This window comes from Pseudomonas sp. (assembly GCF_028293835.1).
Classification (GTDB): domain Bacteria; phylum Pseudomonadota; class Gammaproteobacteria; order Pseudomonadales; family Pseudomonadaceae; genus Aquipseudomonas.
Genome location: NZ_JAQGNX010000074.1, coordinates 1 through 15,961 on the forward strand (window position 1 = coordinate 1; position 15,961 = coordinate 15,961).

General features: G+C 55.6%; 15 protein-coding genes. 8 read left to right on the forward strand and 7 right to left on the reverse strand.

Annotated features, from left to right (window positions below):
• The 3 genes from JWR17_RS08700 to JWR17_RS08710 all read right to left on the reverse strand — a co-directional run.
• Window positions 1-299 (reverse strand): NCS2 family permease (locus tag JWR17_RS08700; RefSeq protein WP_299830380.1); only part of this gene is annotated, 299 nt, incomplete at its 3' end.
• Window positions 300-360: 61 nt separating this feature from the next.
• On the reverse strand, window positions 361-1,146 hold the full coding sequence (locus JWR17_RS08705; RefSeq protein WP_299830310.1) for an outer membrane protein OmpK: 786 nt from the start codon (window positions 1,144-1,146) through the stop codon (window positions 361-363).
• A 574-nt stretch (window positions 1,147-1,720) separates the two neighbouring features.
• Entirely contained in the window at window positions 1,721-2,047 is a 327-nt protein-coding gene (locus JWR17_RS08710) for a DUF2025 family protein (protein WP_299830312.1), read from the reverse strand.
• A gap of 178 nt (window positions 2,048-2,225) precedes the next feature.
• Between JWR17_RS08710 and JWR17_RS08715 the strand changes: the two genes are divergently transcribed.
• Both JWR17_RS08715 and JWR17_RS08720 read left to right on the forward strand, forming a co-directional pair.
• Window positions 2,226-3,272: a DUF4917 family protein gene (locus JWR17_RS08715; protein ID WP_299830314.1), complete on the forward strand. Its 1,047-nt coding sequence runs from the start codon at window positions 2,226-2,228 to the stop codon at window positions 3,270-3,272.
• A gap of 136 nt (window positions 3,273-3,408) precedes the next feature.
• Window positions 3,409-4,299 (forward strand): DMT family transporter, encoded by an 891-nt coding sequence (locus JWR17_RS08720; RefSeq protein WP_299830316.1) that lies wholly within the window; start codon window positions 3,409-3,411, stop codon window positions 4,297-4,299.
• On the opposite strand, the gene JWR17_RS08725 is transcribed toward JWR17_RS08720, so the two are convergent.
• The 4 genes from JWR17_RS08725 to JWR17_RS08740 form a co-directional block, all read right to left on the reverse strand.
• Window positions 4,300-5,517, reverse strand: coding sequence for an SAM-dependent methyltransferase (locus JWR17_RS08725; RefSeq protein WP_299830317.1), 1,218 nt, complete (start codon window positions 5,515-5,517; stop codon window positions 4,300-4,302).
• A gap of 110 nt (window positions 5,518-5,627) precedes the next feature.
• Complete coding sequence (locus tag JWR17_RS08730) at window positions 5,628-6,242, reverse strand: TPM domain-containing protein (RefSeq protein ID WP_299830319.1); 615 nt, start codon at window positions 6,240-6,242, stop codon at window positions 5,628-5,630.
• 49 nt (window positions 6,243-6,291) lie between these two features.
• Window positions 6,292-7,041 (reverse strand): YgcG family protein, encoded by a 750-nt coding sequence (locus JWR17_RS08735; RefSeq protein WP_299830321.1) that lies wholly within the window; start codon window positions 7,039-7,041, stop codon window positions 6,292-6,294.
• Window positions 7,041-7,649 carry a LemA family protein gene (locus JWR17_RS08740; RefSeq protein WP_299830323.1) on the reverse strand — a complete coding sequence of 203 codons (609 nt, stop codon included), beginning with the start codon at window positions 7,647-7,649 and terminating at the stop codon, window positions 7,041-7,043. Before JWR17_RS08740 ends, JWR17_RS08735 begins: the two co-directional genes overlap by 1 nt.
• Before the next feature lie 269 nt (window positions 7,650-7,918).
• Between JWR17_RS08740 and bglX the strand changes: the two genes are divergently transcribed.
• From bglX to JWR17_RS08770, 6 genes are all read left to right on the forward strand, one after another.
• Window positions 7,919-10,204, forward strand: a complete 2,286-nt coding sequence (gene bglX, locus JWR17_RS08745; RefSeq protein ID WP_299830326.1) for a beta-glucosidase BglX — start codon at window positions 7,919-7,921, stop codon at window positions 10,202-10,204.
• A gap of 90 nt (window positions 10,205-10,294) precedes the next feature.
• The gene (locus JWR17_RS08750) at window positions 10,295-12,055 is read left to right on the forward strand and encodes an ATP-binding protein (protein ID WP_299830328.1); all 1,761 of its coding nucleotides are present in this window, start codon (window positions 10,295-10,297) and stop codon (window positions 12,053-12,055) included.
• Window positions 12,056-12,061: 6 nt separating this feature from the next.
• Window positions 12,062-13,399 carry a sigma-54 dependent transcriptional regulator gene (locus tag JWR17_RS08755; protein WP_299830330.1) on the forward strand — a complete coding sequence of 446 codons (1,338 nt, stop codon included), beginning with the start codon at window positions 12,062-12,064 and terminating at the stop codon, window positions 13,397-13,399.
• 178 nt (window positions 13,400-13,577) lie between these two features.
• Window positions 13,578-14,897, forward strand: coding sequence for an MFS transporter (locus JWR17_RS08760; RefSeq protein ID WP_299830332.1), 1,320 nt, complete (start codon window positions 13,578-13,580; stop codon window positions 14,895-14,897).
• Window positions 14,898-15,183: 286 nt separating this feature from the next.
• On the forward strand, window positions 15,184-15,306 hold the full coding sequence (locus tag JWR17_RS08765; RefSeq protein WP_299830334.1) for a hypothetical protein: 123 nt from the start codon (window positions 15,184-15,186) through the stop codon (window positions 15,304-15,306).
• A 295-nt stretch (window positions 15,307-15,601) separates the two neighbouring features.
• Window positions 15,602-15,922 (forward strand): hypothetical protein, encoded by a 321-nt coding sequence (locus JWR17_RS08770; RefSeq protein WP_299830336.1) that lies wholly within the window; start codon window positions 15,602-15,604, stop codon window positions 15,920-15,922.
• Window positions 15,923-15,961: the final 39 nt, after the last annotated feature.

The window sequence follows — 15,961 nt, forward strand, 5'->3', positions numbered from 1 at the left end:
GCCACTTGCCAGGTGTGGCCCATGTGCAACACAACGGTGTAGGTGAAGAAGGCGTTGAGGCCCATGCCGGGTGCCAGGGCAATCGGGTAGTTGGCGATCAGCCCCATAACGGCTGAGCCGATGGCCGCCGCCAGGCAGGTCGCGACGAACACGGCGCCTTTGTCCATGCCGGTATCGCCGAGGATGCTCGGGTTGACGAACAGGATGTAGGCCATGGCCAGGAAGGTGGTAACGCCCGCGAGAATCTCGGTGCGCACATTCGTATTGTGTGCGTTTAGTTGAAATAGCTTTTCCAGCATGATGCTCCCCCGTGGCGCGTTCAGCACCGAAGTTAGGTTCAAGGTGGCTCGTTATCAGGTATTAGAAGTGCACTTTGACCAACAGACTTGCGGTGTTTTGATCAGTGTCAAAGTTGGAGGTATTTTCGATGCCGTACTTGTTCTTCCAGTAGTCGTACTCAATACCGACGTAGAGCTGCTTCTCACCCCAATGCAGCGCTTTGCCCAGGTCATACTTGATTTGCGGGTTGACGTGAAGGTTAGCGTGATAAACACCGCGTGAGTTCTTGTCGTTATCAACAACCCAATCGATATACCCGTCGATCAGGATGTCTGAGTGGCCCACCGGCAAGGTATAGCCCCACACAGGTGTGATCTGCCAAATGTTATCGCCTGGACGGCCGCCTTCGGTTTGGCGCTGGTAGAAGTTCAACTGGAAGTAGTCGAAGCCGGGAACCGCCAAATCAAAGCCTGGGCCGATCAGGTACGACTCGTTATCGCCTTCGCCAAACTCATAGGTCAGGGCAAGCAAGACGTCTTTGATCGGACCGAATTCCAGTTTCTTGTCGAGGATTTTACCGAACGACAGGCGCGGGCTGAATTCACCGTAATAAGAGCTGTTGCCAGCGCTGCTGTCTTTTTTGCCGTTGTAGAAAATAGTGTCTACGAAGAAAAAGTTATCGCCGTACTTCCAGCTGTCCGCGTGTTCGAAAGTGAAGGTCTGTTGCAGCTCCGGATTGACCGCAAAATTCCCACCATACAGGTACGTCAGGCTGTTGTTTTGCCACTGAAGAAGGTCCCCGGCTACAGCTTGACCCCCAGCAATAAGCCCGCCCGCAAGCAATAAACCAGAGCAAATACGTGTCATCAACTACTTCCCAATAAGGCTTCAAGTCCAGAAAAAAAGCCGACCAAATAGTCAGCTTTTCCGGATAAAGCACGAATTGCGCCAACTTTTTAGGTGCATGGTAAAGGCCATCCAGAAAACAGGCAGAAAACATCGAAAATAACCCTGGAGGCCAGACGATACCTAACCACTCGGTCAAGAAAAAATAAACACCAAATTGAAACTGATGTTTGTTTTTTTCGCAGGTTTTCTCCATGGCTGAGAGCATGCAGCCATCAAATGCCTTAAAACGGAGCGCTGTGCGCCATGAAGACGCCTGGCCAGCGAGTCAGGTTGGCAATGGCCGCTGCTATACAACAGGTTTGAACTGATGGTAGGGAGGCGATGCTTTCAATGATATCGTTATGACATCGCACCCCCCGTGGGTGTCCAAGGAGGATTCATGAAAAAGATCGCAATGCTTAGCCTGCTCGTCGTACTCATGATCAGTTCGACATTCGTCCTGGCGTGTCCGAAAGGAACCCACCCTGTTGGGGGAACGGGATCGCACCACAAAGGCGGAACCTGCAAATAAGCCCCATCCATATCAAGGGTGCTAATCGGCCCTTAACTGGCGCACTGCGGTTATTTCCGGTAAATCCAACCGTCGCACATAGACCCGCAATGGCTCGGTTACATTCAGACGGTCATCGATGTTCTGTTCCAATAACAGTTGGACCGACTCGCGCTTGAGTGTCATCAGCCGGCCATGACCGGCGTTCCAGACGAATTCGTTAGCGGGGGTGATGCTGTCGTCCGCGACGTCCATGCCAAAAGCGTCTTCGCTGAAACGAACGATGTAACGGTCGGCTTTGTGGTGATAGCCAACAAAGCCTTTAAGCAAGTCGGCGGCGTCGCAAATGGTGCTGGAAGTAATGCTCATGAACGGTCCTCTGCCCACTGACCCAACCGGTGCATCCGGCTCGGCGATGCGGGCAGCATCTGCCCATTGTGCATGGCCGATATTGATCTGGCGCAACAGTGGCCATCGGTCTAGAGCCGTCGGCGTGATAAAGTCCCGCCGCTGAACTTTCCCGACTTAATGGCGACGAACAGAAACTATGGAAAACACGGATTTTGACGCTGAGCTTGCAGACTGGAATCAACTGCGAGCCACCACCCCGTTTTCCGATCTGCTGGTCGGCAACGGCGCGAGCCTGGCTGTCTGGAAGAATTTCTCGTACTTCTCGCTGTTTGAAGAGTCCGAGACCACCCGCAATAAACCCCTGAGCCAAACCGAACTTGCGGTGTTCAAAAGCCTGGGAACGACCAACTTTGAGCCGATTCTCAGCGCTTTGAAAACCGCCATGCGGGTCAATGCGGCGCTTACTATCAGTTCGTCATCGCCGCGCAACCGCTACTTCGCCATCAAGGAAGCGTTGATTCATGCGGTGCGCTCGGTACACATTCCATGGCGTTTGGTGGAGCAGAAATCGCTGCTGCAGATTAGCCAGGAACTCAGCCAATACCGTAACGTGTTTTCGACCAACTACGATTTGCTCTGTTATTGGGCGGTAATGCAGGCGCCGGAGAAATTTAACGACCTGTTCGGCGATGACGCGACTTTCGACCCCAACCAGTCATTCGCTAACACCACGCGCATGCTTTATCTGCACGGCGGCCTGCACCTGGTGAAGAATCTGGATGGCAGTGTGCGAAAGTTGCTGTCGTCGGAAAGCACCCTGCTCGGCAGTTTCGCCATCAATGCGCTGGACGACGTACCGATTTTCATCAGCGAAGACACCAGCGCGAACAAAGTGAAGATGATTCGCCACACCGATTACCTGGGTTACTGCAACGCACAACTGGCCAGCCCCAAAGATGCGTTGTGCGTGTTCGGCCATGCCCTCGGCAAGCAAGACGCGCACATTGTCGAGGCTATTAAGCGGGCCAATATCAAAACCATCGCGTTCTCCATCGCTCGGCGCAGTGACGGCTTTATCCAGCAACAAAAGCGCTATTTCAGCAGTCTGTTCGCCGGGCAAGATGTGACCCTGAAGTTCTATGACGCAAAGACCCACCCATTGGGCGACCCTGCACTGTCAGTGTCGATCAAAGGCTTAAATACCCCGCTGCCCTCGCCGAAACAGTCAGGCTCCAAGCCCTGATTTCAATTTTCACGGAAAGAATAATTTTGCCAACTGTACTGATAAATCTGTCGGTAGCTGTGAGAGCGTTTGCGTGGGGTTTGTGGCTAGATGAATGCTTCTTTGTGTACATCTAATAACAAGGTCCGTATCCATCATGTCCTCTCGCGAAAACACCGGTATGGCCCTGGGCCTGATCGGGGTGATTATTTTTAGCCTGACACTGCCCATGACCCGCATCGTGGTCCAGGAAGTTCATCCTCTACTCAATGGCTTGGGCCGCGCCCTGTTGGCGGCCATTCCGGCTGCGTTGTTGCTACTGATCCGCCGGGAAAAATGGCCGACCTGGACGCAAGTCAAAGGCCTGTGCCTGGTGATTCTGGGGGTAATCATCGGTTTCCCGGTGCTCTCCGCGTGGGCCATGAAAACCCTGCCGGCTTCACACGGCGCCTTGGTCAACGGCCTACAACCGTTGTGCGTAGCCATCTATGCAGCATGGCTGTCCCACGAACGCCCTTCCAGATCGTTTTGGGCCTGCGCCGCGTTGGGCAGTGCGTTGGTGCTGGGTTATGCGTTGATCAGCGGCGCCGGAAGCATTCAAATCGGCGACTTATGGATGCTGGCAGCCATCGCCGTGGGCGGGTTGGGTTATGCCGAAGGCGGCCGCCTGGCCAAGGAAATGGGCGGTTGGCAGGTGATTTGTTGGGCGCTGGTTTTATCGGCGCCGTTACTGGCAGGACCGGTGATTTATCTGGCGCTGCAACACCAGGGCCCGATATCGACTGGCGCTTGGTGGGCATTTGGCTACGTGACTATTTTCTCGCAATTCATTGGCTTTTTCGCGTGGTACTCCGGCCTCGCCATGGGCGGCATTTCCCGGGTCAGCCAGGTTCAGCTGTTGCAGATATTCTTCACCATCGCTTTTTCCGCGCTGTTCTTTGGCGAGCATATCGAGCCCATTACCTGGCTGTTCGCGGTTGGCGTAATCGCCACCGTCGTACTCGGGCGCAAGACCACGGTGGTTGCGCCCAAAGCGATACGCGTCTGATCAGTTGATGTAGCCGTCTGCCTGGAGCAGGGTTTCCAGGCAGTGTTCCTGAATACCGTAAAACGTCTTCAGCTCCTGAATCCTCGCCAGCAACTCTGGCTGCTTGAGCGGCTCCGCGCGTTTGACAGCGAGGATCATCTTGTTTTTGTTAGTGTGCTCAAGCGAAATGAATTCGAACACTTTGGTCTCATAACCGCAGGCTTCAAGGAGCAAGGCGCGCAGGCTGTCGGTGACCATTTCCGCCTGCTGCCCCATGTGCAAACCGTATTGCAGCATCGGCCGCAGCAACGTCGGGCTCTGGATTTGCAAGCGAATCTGCTTGTGGCAGCACGGTGAACACATAATGATCGAAGCGCCAGAACGAATGCCCATGTGGATGGCGTAGTCGGTGGCGATGTCGCAGGCGTGCAAGGCGATCATTACATCCAGCGCACTGGGCGCCACGCTGCGCACGTCACCATGCTCAAACACCAGGCCCGGATGCTCCAGACGCTGGGCAGCGGCGTTGCACAACATCACCATGTCTTCGCGCAATTCAACGCCAGTCACATTGCCTTCGGCTTGCAACGTGTTGCGCAGGTAATCGTGAATGGCGAAGGTCAAATAGCCCTTGCCCGAACCAAAGTCCGCCACCTTGATCGGCTGATCAAGCGCCAGCGGGGATGAACTCAAGGCGTGGGAAAATACCTCGATAAATTTGTTGATCTGCTTCCATTTGCGCGACATGGCCGGGATCAGCTCATGCTGTTTGTTGGTCACGCCCAAGTCCGTCAAAAACGGACGGCTCAACTCCAAATAACGTTTCTTTTCCCGGTCATGCTCGACTGAAGGCGCTTCACGCTCTTGCTGGGCCTTGCTTTTGAACAGCGTGCTTTTGCCTTTTTTGCTGTATTCCAACTGCACTTCGTCGGTAAGCGACAGCAAGTGAGCGTTTTTGAAGGCATCAGGCAGTAAACCTGCGATCACCTCGATGCCTTCGGTCAGCAAGAAATTCTTGGTAATGTCACGGGTTTTGTAGCGGTAAACAAATGACAGGTGCGGTTGCTCTTTGATGGTCGTGAGCTTAATGATGATCCGCTGCAACTCCGCCTCGGCACCAACGTACTTGGCCAGCACCAGCTTGATAAAAGAGTTCTGCGACAGGCTGGTGTCGAGCAGGCTCAAAAACTGCCCATGGTGATCCGGCGCGGGCTGGGTGGAAGTTGCAGTCACTGACATCGGAAGCGCCTCGGGCGGGCTGAAAATAACGAGGCGGGTATTTTAGGCGGGTTGTGTGGGATTGGTTGATTTAATTAGGGGTGGGCGATTGGCGGTGTACATCAGAGCCCCTACAGCATCACCAACCGATTCGGCAATTCATTACGCTTTTGGGTCAGGGGCACGTGGGCAGCCAGCAACTCACCGCACGACTCAATGCACCCTAGAAAGCCTTTCAGCGTTTCGCCGTCCCTGACCTGCTGGGTAAACACATCGACAATGGCTTTCCACGCGACATCGTCCAGTCGGCTGCTGATGCCTCGGTCTACCAGAATTTCCACATAACGCTCGGCTTCGGAAACGAAGATCAGCACGCCGGTTTCGCCAGCTGTGCGGTGCAGATTTTGCTCAAGGAACTGGCGCCGCGCCAGATTGCTTGCGCGCCAATGGCGTACTGATTCAGGGATCAATTGAGTGGTTATCGACGGCAAGCGCATGATTAGTGCCGCGATGATAAACGTCGCGAATTGGGCCAGTAACAGCTGATTGGCACTGAACCAACCGGTGACATAGCTGATCACGCCAGGCACCAATAACGCCAGTAAACCGGCCCATATCAACGGCACGTACGCATAGTCGTCAGACCGTGCGGCCAACACCGTGACCAACTCAGCGTCAGTCTTCAGTTCAACCCGGCTAACCGCTTCAGACACCTGCCGTTGTTCATCATTATTTAATAAAGCCATGATCATTTATCACTCGCCGGTGCATGGATGACGCCTGTTGTTCTAAGGGCTACCAACTGCCGGACGCCCCGCCTCCGCCAAAGCCGCCACCGCCGCCACTGAAACCTCCCCCGCCGCCACTGGACCGCGAGCCGCCAGAACCCAATCCTGCACCGCCAATGCCCCCAATAAAACCGCCACCCCCACCAAACCGACCACCTCCGCCCCAGCGCATATTGATGAAGATAAACACCAAAAACAGCCCCACGTACAAAAAGTCCTGGGGCAAATCGCTGGAGTCAGTGTCATCTTGCGGTTCTGCGGCAGGCTCGGCCAGCGGATTGCCGCCCAGCACCTGAATCATCGCCTGGGTGCCTTGGCTGATCCCGCCCGAGAAATTCCCGGCCTTGAACGCTGGGGTGATGACCTGATTGATAATCACCGAAGACTGGGCATCGGTCAGCCGGTCCTCGAGCCCGTAACCGACCTCGATCCGAACCTTATGGTCATCCCGCGCGACAATCAGCAACGCGCCGTTATCCTTTTCCTTTTGCCCTATGCCCCACGCTCTTCCCAACTGATAACCGTAGTCTTCGATGCTGGTTCCCTGCAGATTAGGCAACGTGACCACCACCACTTGTTCGCCGGTGGCCTGTTCATGGGCTTCGAGCATTTGCGTGAGTTGCGCCTTGGTCTGGCCGTCGATTAATTGCGCGGTGTCCACCACGCGTCCGGTCAACGGCGGAAACACCAGGGCCGCCAACGCGACCGAGGCACAGGCCAATAACAGCCCAAGCGCGCCAAGCCGCAGGGCACGCATCAGAATTTCACTTCAGGAGCTTTGTCGGCGCCTTCGGTGGTGGCTTCGAAGTTCGGTCGGATTGGCAAATCGCTGTACATCATGGTGTGCCACAGGCGACCGGGAAACGTACGAATTTCAGTGTTGTAGCGCTCGACCGAGGCAATGAAATCTTTGCGGGCCACACTGATTCTGTTCTCAGTGCCTTCCAGCTGTGATTGCAACGCCAGGAAGTTCTGGTTGGATTTAAGGTCCGGATAGCGTTCGGACACCACCATCAAACGGCTCAAGGCACCGGTCAGCTGGCCTTGGGCTTGCTGGAACTGCTTGAGCTTTTCCGGATCGTTCAAGGTGCTGGCGTCAACCTGAATCGACGTGGCCTTGGCCCGCGCCTCAATCACGGCGGTCAACGTAGCCTGTTCCTGCTTGGCATAACCCCTTACGGTTTCCACCAGGTTAGGAATCAAGTCGGCGCGCCGCTGATATTGGTTCTGCACCTGTGCCCACGCGGCCTTTACTTGCTCGTCGTAGGTGGGAATGTTGTTGATGCCACAACCCGCCAGCAATGTGCTCATTAGCATCAACGCCGTCATGGACCAACTGAAGCGGTAGCCCCGTGGTGTTTGCATGATATTTCTCCCTGTCGAAAATCTTTTTTAGTTCCAACCCGCAGACTGACTTTAGCCAAAATGCACGATCCCCGGCATAATCCGCCACCAACGCTGGATTGCTGACGCGCAATACGCTAAAACTCGCTGCGCTAAAGATGCTCTGCGTGACAAAGAGTTCAGTGGCTGCCCTTCGCCCTGATCGACAATATGCGCAACAGACTCAATTCCCAAATTTGGCTGACCAGTACTTAACGTGAGTTGCTGAAGAAAGCCCTGAGAAAATATTCATGAATAAGCTGTGTTTGCTGGGCCTCGTTATCGGTCTGGCCAGTCATTCGGTCATGGCCGAGACTACAACTAGCCCGCTGGCTAACAAAAACGCGTTCATCTCCAACCTGATGAAGCAAATGACCCTCGCTGAAAAGATTGGGCAACTGCGCCTTATCAGCATCGGGCCTGAAATGCCGCAGCCACAAATTCTCAAAGAAATTGCCGCGGGTAGAATTGGCGGCACGTTCAATTCGATTACACGTCCAGAAAACCGTCCGTTGCAGCAGGCCGCTGTGGTCAATAGTCGCCTGAAGATCCCGATGTTTTTCGCTTACGACGTGGTCCACGGTCACCGTACGGCCTTTCCTATCAGCCTCGGCCTGGCCGCCAGTTGGGACATGGACGCCATCGCGCTGAGCGGTCGGGTATCGGCCCGCGAAGCAGCCGCCGATGGCTTGGACATGACCTTTGCGCCGATGGTCGATATCTCCCGCGATCCGCGCTGGGGCCGCAGCTCCGAAGGCTTCGGTGAAGACACCTATCTGGTATCGCGCATCGCCAAAGTAATGGTCAACGCTTATCGGGGCGAGCACCCGGGCGGCGCGGACAGCCTAATGGCCAGCGTCAAACACTTCGCCCTGTATGGCGCCGTCGAAGGCGGCAAGGACTACAACACGGTCGACATGAGTCCGACGCGTATGTATCAGGATTACTTGCCCCCTTACCGCGCGGCCATCGACGCCGGCGCTGGCGGGGTGATGATCGCGCTTAACTCGATCAACGGTGTGCCGGCCACGTCCAACACTTGGCTGTTGAAAGATTTGCTGCGTAAAGACTGGGGCTTCAAAGGCGTCACCATCAGCGACCACGGCGCCATCAAGGAGTTGATCCGCCACGGCGTAGCCCGGGACGACCGTGAGGCCGCCAAGCTGGCGATCAAGGCCGGGGTCGACATGAGCATGAACGACTCGGTGTACGGCGAGCAATTGCCGGGGCTGTTGAAGGACGGCGAGATAACCCAGAACGATATCGACAGCGCGGTCCGCGAGGTATTGGGCGCCAAGTACGACATGGGGCTATTTGCCGACCCGTATCGCCGCATCGGCGATGCCGCTACCGACCCCATCGACACCAACGGTGAAAGTCGCTTACACCGCGCAGAAGCGCGTGACGTTGCACGCAAAACTCTGGTTTTGCTGAAAAATGATAACGAAACGTTGCCACTGAAGAAGCAAGGCACCATCGCGGTCATCGGTGCGTTGGCGAAAAGCCAACTCGACATGCTCGGCAGTTGGTCAGCGGCCGGTGTTCCGCACCAGTCAGTGACCGTGTTTGACGGTCTGGCCAACGCGGTCGGCGACAAAGCCAGGCTGGTTTACGCCCGAGGCGCCAACGTTGCTGATGATCCGGCGATTATCAAATACTTGAATTTCATGGTTACCGAGGTTGAAATCGACCCACGTCCAGCCGAAGAAATGATCGCCGAGGCGGTCAAGGTCGCGCAGCAGTCTGACGTCGTGGTGGCAGTGGTCGGTGAGTCCAGGGGCATGTCCCACGAATCGGCAAGCCGCACCAGCCTCAACCTCCCAGGCCGTCAGCAGGACCTGATCGCAGCGCTCAAAGCCACGGGCAAACCGTTGGTGTTGGTGCTGATGAACGGTCGGCCACTGGCTTTGGTTAAAGAGCAGGAACAAGCTGATGCGATGCTGGAAACCTGGTTCCCCGGCACCGAAGGCGGAAATGCGGTGGCCGATGTACTGTTCGGCGACTACAACCCTTCCGGTAAGCTGGCCATGACTTTCCCGCGCTCAATCGGTCAATTGCCGGTGTATTACGCGCATTTGAACACCGGTCGCCCGTTGATGCCGGGCAAACCTGGCAACTACACCTCGCAGTATTTTGAAGAACACAACGGCCCGCTATTCCCGTTCGGTTATGGCCTGAGCTACACCCAATTCAGCCTGTCCGACATTACGCTGTCCGCCAAAGACATGAAGCGCGGCGGCACGCTGAATGCCAGCGTTACGTTGAAAAACACTGGAAAAGTCGAGGGTGCAACGGTGGTGCAGCTTTACCTGCATGACGTCGCCGCCTCCATCAGCCGTCCGGTCAAAGAGCTGAAAAATTTCCAGAAAGTCACGTTGAAAGCGGGTGAAGAGAAAGTCATTATTTTCACCCTCAGCGAGGAGGACCTTAAGTTCTTCAATCCTGCGCTGAAATTCGCCGCTGAACCGGGCGCGTTTGACGTAATGATCGGTCTCGATTCTTCGGACGTAAAACAGCAGAGTTTTAACTTACTGTAACAATTGCTGCCGAACGCGCGGTTCCTATCTGGAACTGCGCTGCGGCAAGCCCATGCTAAGGTGCCGATCGGTTCCCTTCATTTCGTCCCTATGCCCCTTATTCCTCGCCGTATTCGCCTGTTTATCTATGTGCTGCTGATTATTGCGGGCGCATTAGTTGCCGCTGGGCTGGCGGCTCGTCAAGCTGAGCGACATGCCTTGGCCGATGACGCCTCCCGGGCAGGTGGGCAGTTGGTGCTGTACGGCAACACACTGCATACGCTCATTGACCGTTATCGAGCATTGCCCGCAGTGCTGGCGCTGGACCCTGAATTACGCTCGGCGTTGCTTGGCCCCCTGAGCCCGGACGCTCAAGACGCGTTGAATCACCGGCTGGAAAAGATCAACAGCGCAGCGCAATCATCGACCCTGGAGTTATTGGACCGCAACGGCCTTGCAGTAGGCGCCAGCAATTGGCGCTTACCGAGCAGCTATGTGGGACATAACTACGGTTTTCGGCCGTACTTCCTACAGACCAAGGCGCAAGGCGTCGGACGTTTCTACGCGGTCGGCGTGACCAGTGGAATTCCCGGCTATTTTCTATCCAACGCAGTGATCAGCGACACCGGGGAATTTCTCGGCGCCGTCGTGGTGAAACTGGAATTTCCCGATCTGCAACGTGAATGGGGCCAGGGAGACGATCTGCTGTTGCTCAGCGACGCTAAAGGCATCGTTTTTATTGCCAATCAAAGCGGTTGGCGTTACCGCGAGTTACTGCCGATATCCGCCAGTGACCGCGCTGAATTGGCCGCGACTCGGCAGTACGACAAACAGCCTCTTTCCCCGCTGCACAGCCAGGTGATCCGTGAGTTCAGCGGCACCAGTCATTTAACCCGCGTCCAGGGTCCTGGCGGTTTGGAAGACTACTTGTGGGAATCATTGCCGCTGGCCGATGAAGGCTGGACGCTGCACCTGCTGCGCAAACCGCAAGCGCTGGCCGAAGACTCACGCAACGCGGCACTGGCGGCCGCCGGAATCTGGTTGACGCTGGTATTCCTGAGCTTATTCCTGCATCAACGTTGGCGTTTGGCGCGAGTGCGCCAACGCGGTCGTGAAGAGCTGGAACAACTGGTCGAAGAACGCACCCGCGACCTGCGCACCGCCCAGGACGGTTTGGTTCAGTCGGCAAAACTGGCAGCGCTGGGGCAGATGTCCGCAGCCCTGGCCCATGAGATCAATCAACCACTGACCACCCAGCGCATGCAGCTGGCCAGCTTGCGTCTGCTGCTTGATCACGGGCGAATTGACGATGCGTACAAAGCGCTGGTTCCGTTGGATCAGCAATTAACGCGTATGGCCGCGCTGACCGGGCATTTAAAAACCTTCGCCCGTAAAAGCCCCAGTGGCTTGAGGGAGCGGCTGGATTTGGCCGCAGTAGTCGATCAGGCACTTCTGTTAATGGAGCCCCGTTTACGCGACGAGGCCGTCAATTGCGTGCTGCACCTGACCCGCCCCGCCCACGTACGCGGTGATGCAATCCGACTGGAGCAAGTGCTGATCAACCTGTTGCGTAATGCCCTGGACGCCATGCGCGACAGGCCCATCAAGCGCCTGGAAGTATGGATTGAACCCGACGCTAACCCGGACCGATGGCGTCTTACGGTTGGCGACACCGGCGGCGGTATCGCGGAAGAACACTTGGCCAGTCTCTTTGATCCTTTTTTCACCACCAAACCGGTAGGCGATGGTTTGGGGTTGGGTTTGGCGGTTTCTTACGCCATCGTCCATGAAGCGGGCGGTACGCTCAGTGCCGAAAACCAAGGCGAAGGCGCACACTTCACGCTTATTTTGCCCACAGAGCCAGAGGCCTGATCCCACATGTTAAATGCAGTCATTGTGGTCGATGATGAGGCCAGCATCCGTGAAGCCGTTCAGCAATGGCTGACGCTGTCCGGATTTTGTGTGCAGGTGTATTGCTGTGCCGAAGATTGCATGGCCGTGTTGCCCGAGCATTTTCCGGGAGTAATCCTCAGTGACGTACGTATGGCAGGCATGGGCGGTTTGGCATTCCTCGACCGTTTGCAACGTCTCGATCCAGACTTGCCGGTTATTTTGCTGACTGGCCATGGCGACGTACCGATGGCGGTGGATGCCATGCGTGATGGAGCTTACGATTTTCTGGAAAAACCCTTCAGCCCGGAAATACTGCTGAGAATCTTGCAAAGGGCGTTAGAGAAGCGCCACTTGGTGTTGGAAAACCGCCGATTGCATGAGCAGGCGGATGCGAAAGCCAGGCTGGACGCCACCTTGCTCGGCGGTGCCATGAGTGTGCAAATGTTACGCAAGCAAGTGCTGGAGTTATCGCAACTGCCGGTCAATGTGGTGATTCGCGGCGAGACAGGCAGCGGCAAAGAGTTAGTTGCGCGCTGCCTGCATGATTTCGGTCCTCGCGCAGGCAAGCCGTTCGTTGCACTCAACTGCGCCGCGATCCCCGAGCACTTGTTCGAAGCCGAGCTGTTCGGCCACGAAAGCGGAGCCTTCACCGGCGCTCAGGGTAAACGTATTGGCAAACTCGAGTACGCCGACGGCGGCACATTGTTTCTCGATGAAATTGAAAGCATGCCACTGGGGCAGCAGGTCAAGCTGTTAAGGGTTTTGCAGGAACAGCGCCTCGAACGGTTAGGCTCGAACCACAGCATAGCGATTGATATTCGGATCATTGCCGCGACCAAGCCAGACCTGCTGGACGAAGCGCGGGCCGGGCGCTTTCGTGAGGATTTGGCGTATCGCCTGAACGTCGCCGAATTGCGTTTACCTGCGCTGCGTGAACGCCGTGAAGACATCCTGCTGCTGTTTAACCATTTCGCCCGCGCTGCGGCTGAACGTCTGGGGCGCAAAGCCCCGACAGTGAGCGGCGCCGAGCTGAACCATCTGTTGAGCCACGACTGGCTGGGCAACGTGCGTGAACTGGCCAATGCAGCCGAGCGTCACGTGTTGGGATTGAGCCAGGCGCAACCGCTGGCCGTTGAGTCGGGACAATCATTGGCGGCGCAACAAGAAGCTTTCGAAGCGCATTGTCTGCGCGCGGCATTGATCCGGCACAAGGGCGATATCAAAGCGGTACTGAACGAGCTGCAATTACCGCGCAGAACCCTCAACGAAAAGATGCAGCGCCACGGCCTGCAACGGGAAACGTTTCTCCAGCCTTCGGAATAAGCGATCCGACAGGCAATTTTCCGCTTACTGAAGTCATGGCAGTAAGCGGATATTCGCCGAACAAATCCGGCAAACCTCTCTAAGTCGGCCTTCTACGGTCTGGCACAGCTCCTGCTATAGCTCAGGCCAAGCTGCACTTCTGTGCGCTCTACTAAAAACAATGACTTAAGGATCCTTGATGGATACCCCAAACGCTGTGCCTGCCGGGGCGACCGTTGCGCCCGCCAAAGAAAAGACCACCAGCAGCCGTCTGAAATCGATATTCAGCGGCTCCGTCGGCAACATGGTCGAGTGGTATGACTGGTACGTTTATGCGGCGTTCTCGTTGTACTTCGCTAAATCATTTTTCCCAAAAGGCGACACCACCGCTCAACTACTCAACACCGCTGCGATCTTCGCCGTCGGCTTTCTGATGCGTCCAATCGGTGGCTGGCTGATGGGCCTGTACGCCGACCGCAAGGGCCGAAAAGCCGCGCTAATGGCATCGGTGCTGTTGATGTGTTTCGGTTCGTTGATCATCGCCTTGACCCCAAGCTATGAAATCATCGGCGTCGGCGCACCGGTGCTCCTGGTGTTTGCCCGCTTGCTGCAAGGGCTCTCCGTGGGCGGCGAATACGGTACATCCGCCACGTACTTGAGCGAAATGGCGACCAAGGAACGTCGCGGTTTCTTCTCCAGCTTCCAATATGTCACCTTGATATCTGGCCAGCTCATAGCGTTGGCAGTATTGATCATATTGCAGCAAACCCTGACCACTGAGCAGCTGTATGCCTGGGGCTGGCGAATTCCGTTCGTCATCGGCGCCTTGTGTGCCGTGGTCGCACTGTATCTGCGTCGTGGCATGGAAGAAACCGAGTCGTTCACGAAGAAGAAAGTGCAGAAAGAAAGTGCGATGCGCACCTTGATGCGCCATCCAAAAGAGTTGATGACCGTGGTCGGCCTGACCATGGGCGGCACCCTGGCTTTCTATACCTACACCACTTATATGCAGAAGTACCTGGTAAATACGGTCGGCATGAGCATCACCGACTCCACTACCATTTCAGCGGCGACACTATTTCTGTTTATGTGCTTGCAGCCGTTGGTGGGTGGACTGTCGGACAAGATTGGGCGACGTCCAATCCTGATCGCATTTGGTGTACTCGGTACTCTGTTCACCGTGCCGATTCTGACGACTTTGCATACGGTACAAAGCTGGTGGGGCGCGTTTTTCCTGATCATGGCAGCACTGATTATTGTCAGCGGCTACACCTCGATCAATGCCGTGGTGAAAGCCGAGCTGTTCCCGACCGAAATTCGTGCCTTGGGTGTAGGCCTGCCTTATGCGTTGACCGTATCGATCTTCGGCGGCACCGCTGAGTACATCGCTTTGTGGTTCAAAAGCATCGGCATGGAAACGGGCTACTACTGGTACGTCACTGCCTGCATCGCCGTATCGCTGCTGGTTTATGTGTTTATGAAAGACACCCGCAAGCATTCGCGGATCGAAAGCGACTGAGGGTTTCGATCATTTTTTAATCAAAATCTTGCGTAAAGAAAAGAGGCGACCACTGCTCAGTGTGTCGCCTTTTTTACGTTGCGGCCACGGAGGTTCAAGCGGCCAAGGGGTTTAGAACTATTAATTTCAGCAATATGCGGTAACACGCTGAATGAGTTCTCAAAAAAATCGAGCGGCGTAGCATCCATCCCATACCCACTCACACCCGTTCACAACAACCCGGAACCCCCACCAGAAGGTGCTGACCGAATTGCTGCTGATGGCTCTGACTAGATAGGTGCATATCATGTTGCTGCTAATAGCTTTAATCACATCGGTGCAAACCACATTGTTGCTGATGGTCTTGACCACATTTCTGCTAACCGGGCTGTTGTTGACCGTGCTGATTACCTGGGCCTTCAAGGCCTAGATTCTATGCCCGTCTAGCCGCAGGCTACGCGAGCGACAGCACATAGCCATCGAGCCCAGCGTTTTGTCGGAATAATACCGCCAGTTGAAAAGTTCAGCGCCAAAACGCCTCTGGTTGCTGAATCGGTTCTCTCCCTTATAAAGAACAGCCTTAAACTGTTGATGTGTAAAGCAATTATCGAACTATCAATTGCAACGATAATCGTTAGCACGCTTATTAACTTCTTATGAAAATCCAGCGGCGTAACATTCACTCCATCGCAACACAGAATACCCCCGACATCGGAGTAACCAAAATGAAAACCTCAAAACTGATTTTCGGCATCGCTTTCTCGGTAATGGCTAGCACCACCTTCGCCCTTCCAGCTTTCGCAGAAGGCGGTTCGGCACACACCAATGCTGCAGCGGCACGTGTAACGTCTGACGGCGCTGACCATGTCGGTGCAAACCGATTGGCTTCAGATGGTGCTGACCACGTAGGTGCTAACCGTCAGGCTGCAGATGGCGCTGATCATGTCGGTGCAAACCGCCTGGCTTCGGACGGTGCCGACCACGTAGGTGCTAACCGTCAGGCTTCAGACGGCGCTGATCACGTCGGTGCGAACCGCACTAGCTGATCATTCCAACTATTCCTCCCAGCCCGGCTTTTGCCGGGC

What these genes read in the sequence shown, in the direction of transcription:
- JWR17_RS08760 (WP_299830332.1), top strand. Translation starts at nt 13,578, where the DNA reads ATGGATACCCCAAACGCTGTGCCTGCCGGGGCGACCGTTGCGCCCGCC.
- JWR17_RS08755 (WP_299830330.1), top strand. Translation starts at nt 12,062, where the DNA reads ATGTTAAATGCAGTCATTGTGGTCGATGATGAGGCCAGCATCCGTGAA.
- JWR17_RS08750 (WP_299830328.1), top strand. Translation starts at nt 10,295, where the DNA reads ATGCCCCTTATTCCTCGCCGTATTCGCCTGTTTATCTATGTGCTGCTG.
- JWR17_RS08740 (WP_299830323.1), bottom strand. Translation starts at nt 7,649, where the DNA reads ATGCAAACACCACGGGGCTACCGCTTCAGTTGGTCCATGACGGCGTTG.
- JWR17_RS08765 (WP_299830334.1), top strand. Translation starts at nt 15,184, where the DNA reads ATGTTGCTGCTAATAGCTTTAATCACATCGGTGCAAACCACATTGTTG.
- JWR17_RS08770 (WP_299830336.1), top strand. Translation starts at nt 15,602, where the DNA reads ATGAAAACCTCAAAACTGATTTTCGGCATCGCTTTCTCGGTAATGGCT.
- JWR17_RS08720 (WP_299830316.1), top strand. Translation starts at nt 3,409, where the DNA reads ATGTCCTCTCGCGAAAACACCGGTATGGCCCTGGGCCTGATCGGGGTG.
- JWR17_RS08715 (WP_299830314.1), top strand. Translation starts at nt 2,226, where the DNA reads ATGGAAAACACGGATTTTGACGCTGAGCTTGCAGACTGGAATCAACTG.
- bglX (WP_299830326.1), top strand. Translation starts at nt 7,919, where the DNA reads ATGAATAAGCTGTGTTTGCTGGGCCTCGTTATCGGTCTGGCCAGTCAT.
- JWR17_RS08735 (WP_299830321.1), bottom strand. Translation starts at nt 7,041, where the DNA reads ATGCGTGCCCTGCGGCTTGGCGCGCTTGGGCTGTTATTGGCCTGTGCC.
- JWR17_RS08705 (WP_299830310.1), bottom strand. Translation starts at nt 1,146, where the DNA reads ATGACACGTATTTGCTCTGGTTTATTGCTTGCGGGCGGGCTTATTGCT.
- JWR17_RS08730 (WP_299830319.1), bottom strand. Translation starts at nt 6,242, where the DNA reads ATGGCTTTATTAAATAATGATGAACAACGGCAGGTGTCTGAAGCGGTT.
- JWR17_RS08725 (WP_299830317.1), bottom strand. Translation starts at nt 5,517, where the DNA reads ATGTCAGTGACTGCAACTTCCACCCAGCCCGCGCCGGATCACCATGGG.
- JWR17_RS08710 (WP_299830312.1), bottom strand. Translation starts at nt 2,047, where the DNA reads ATGAGCATTACTTCCAGCACCATTTGCGACGCCGCCGACTTGCTTAAA.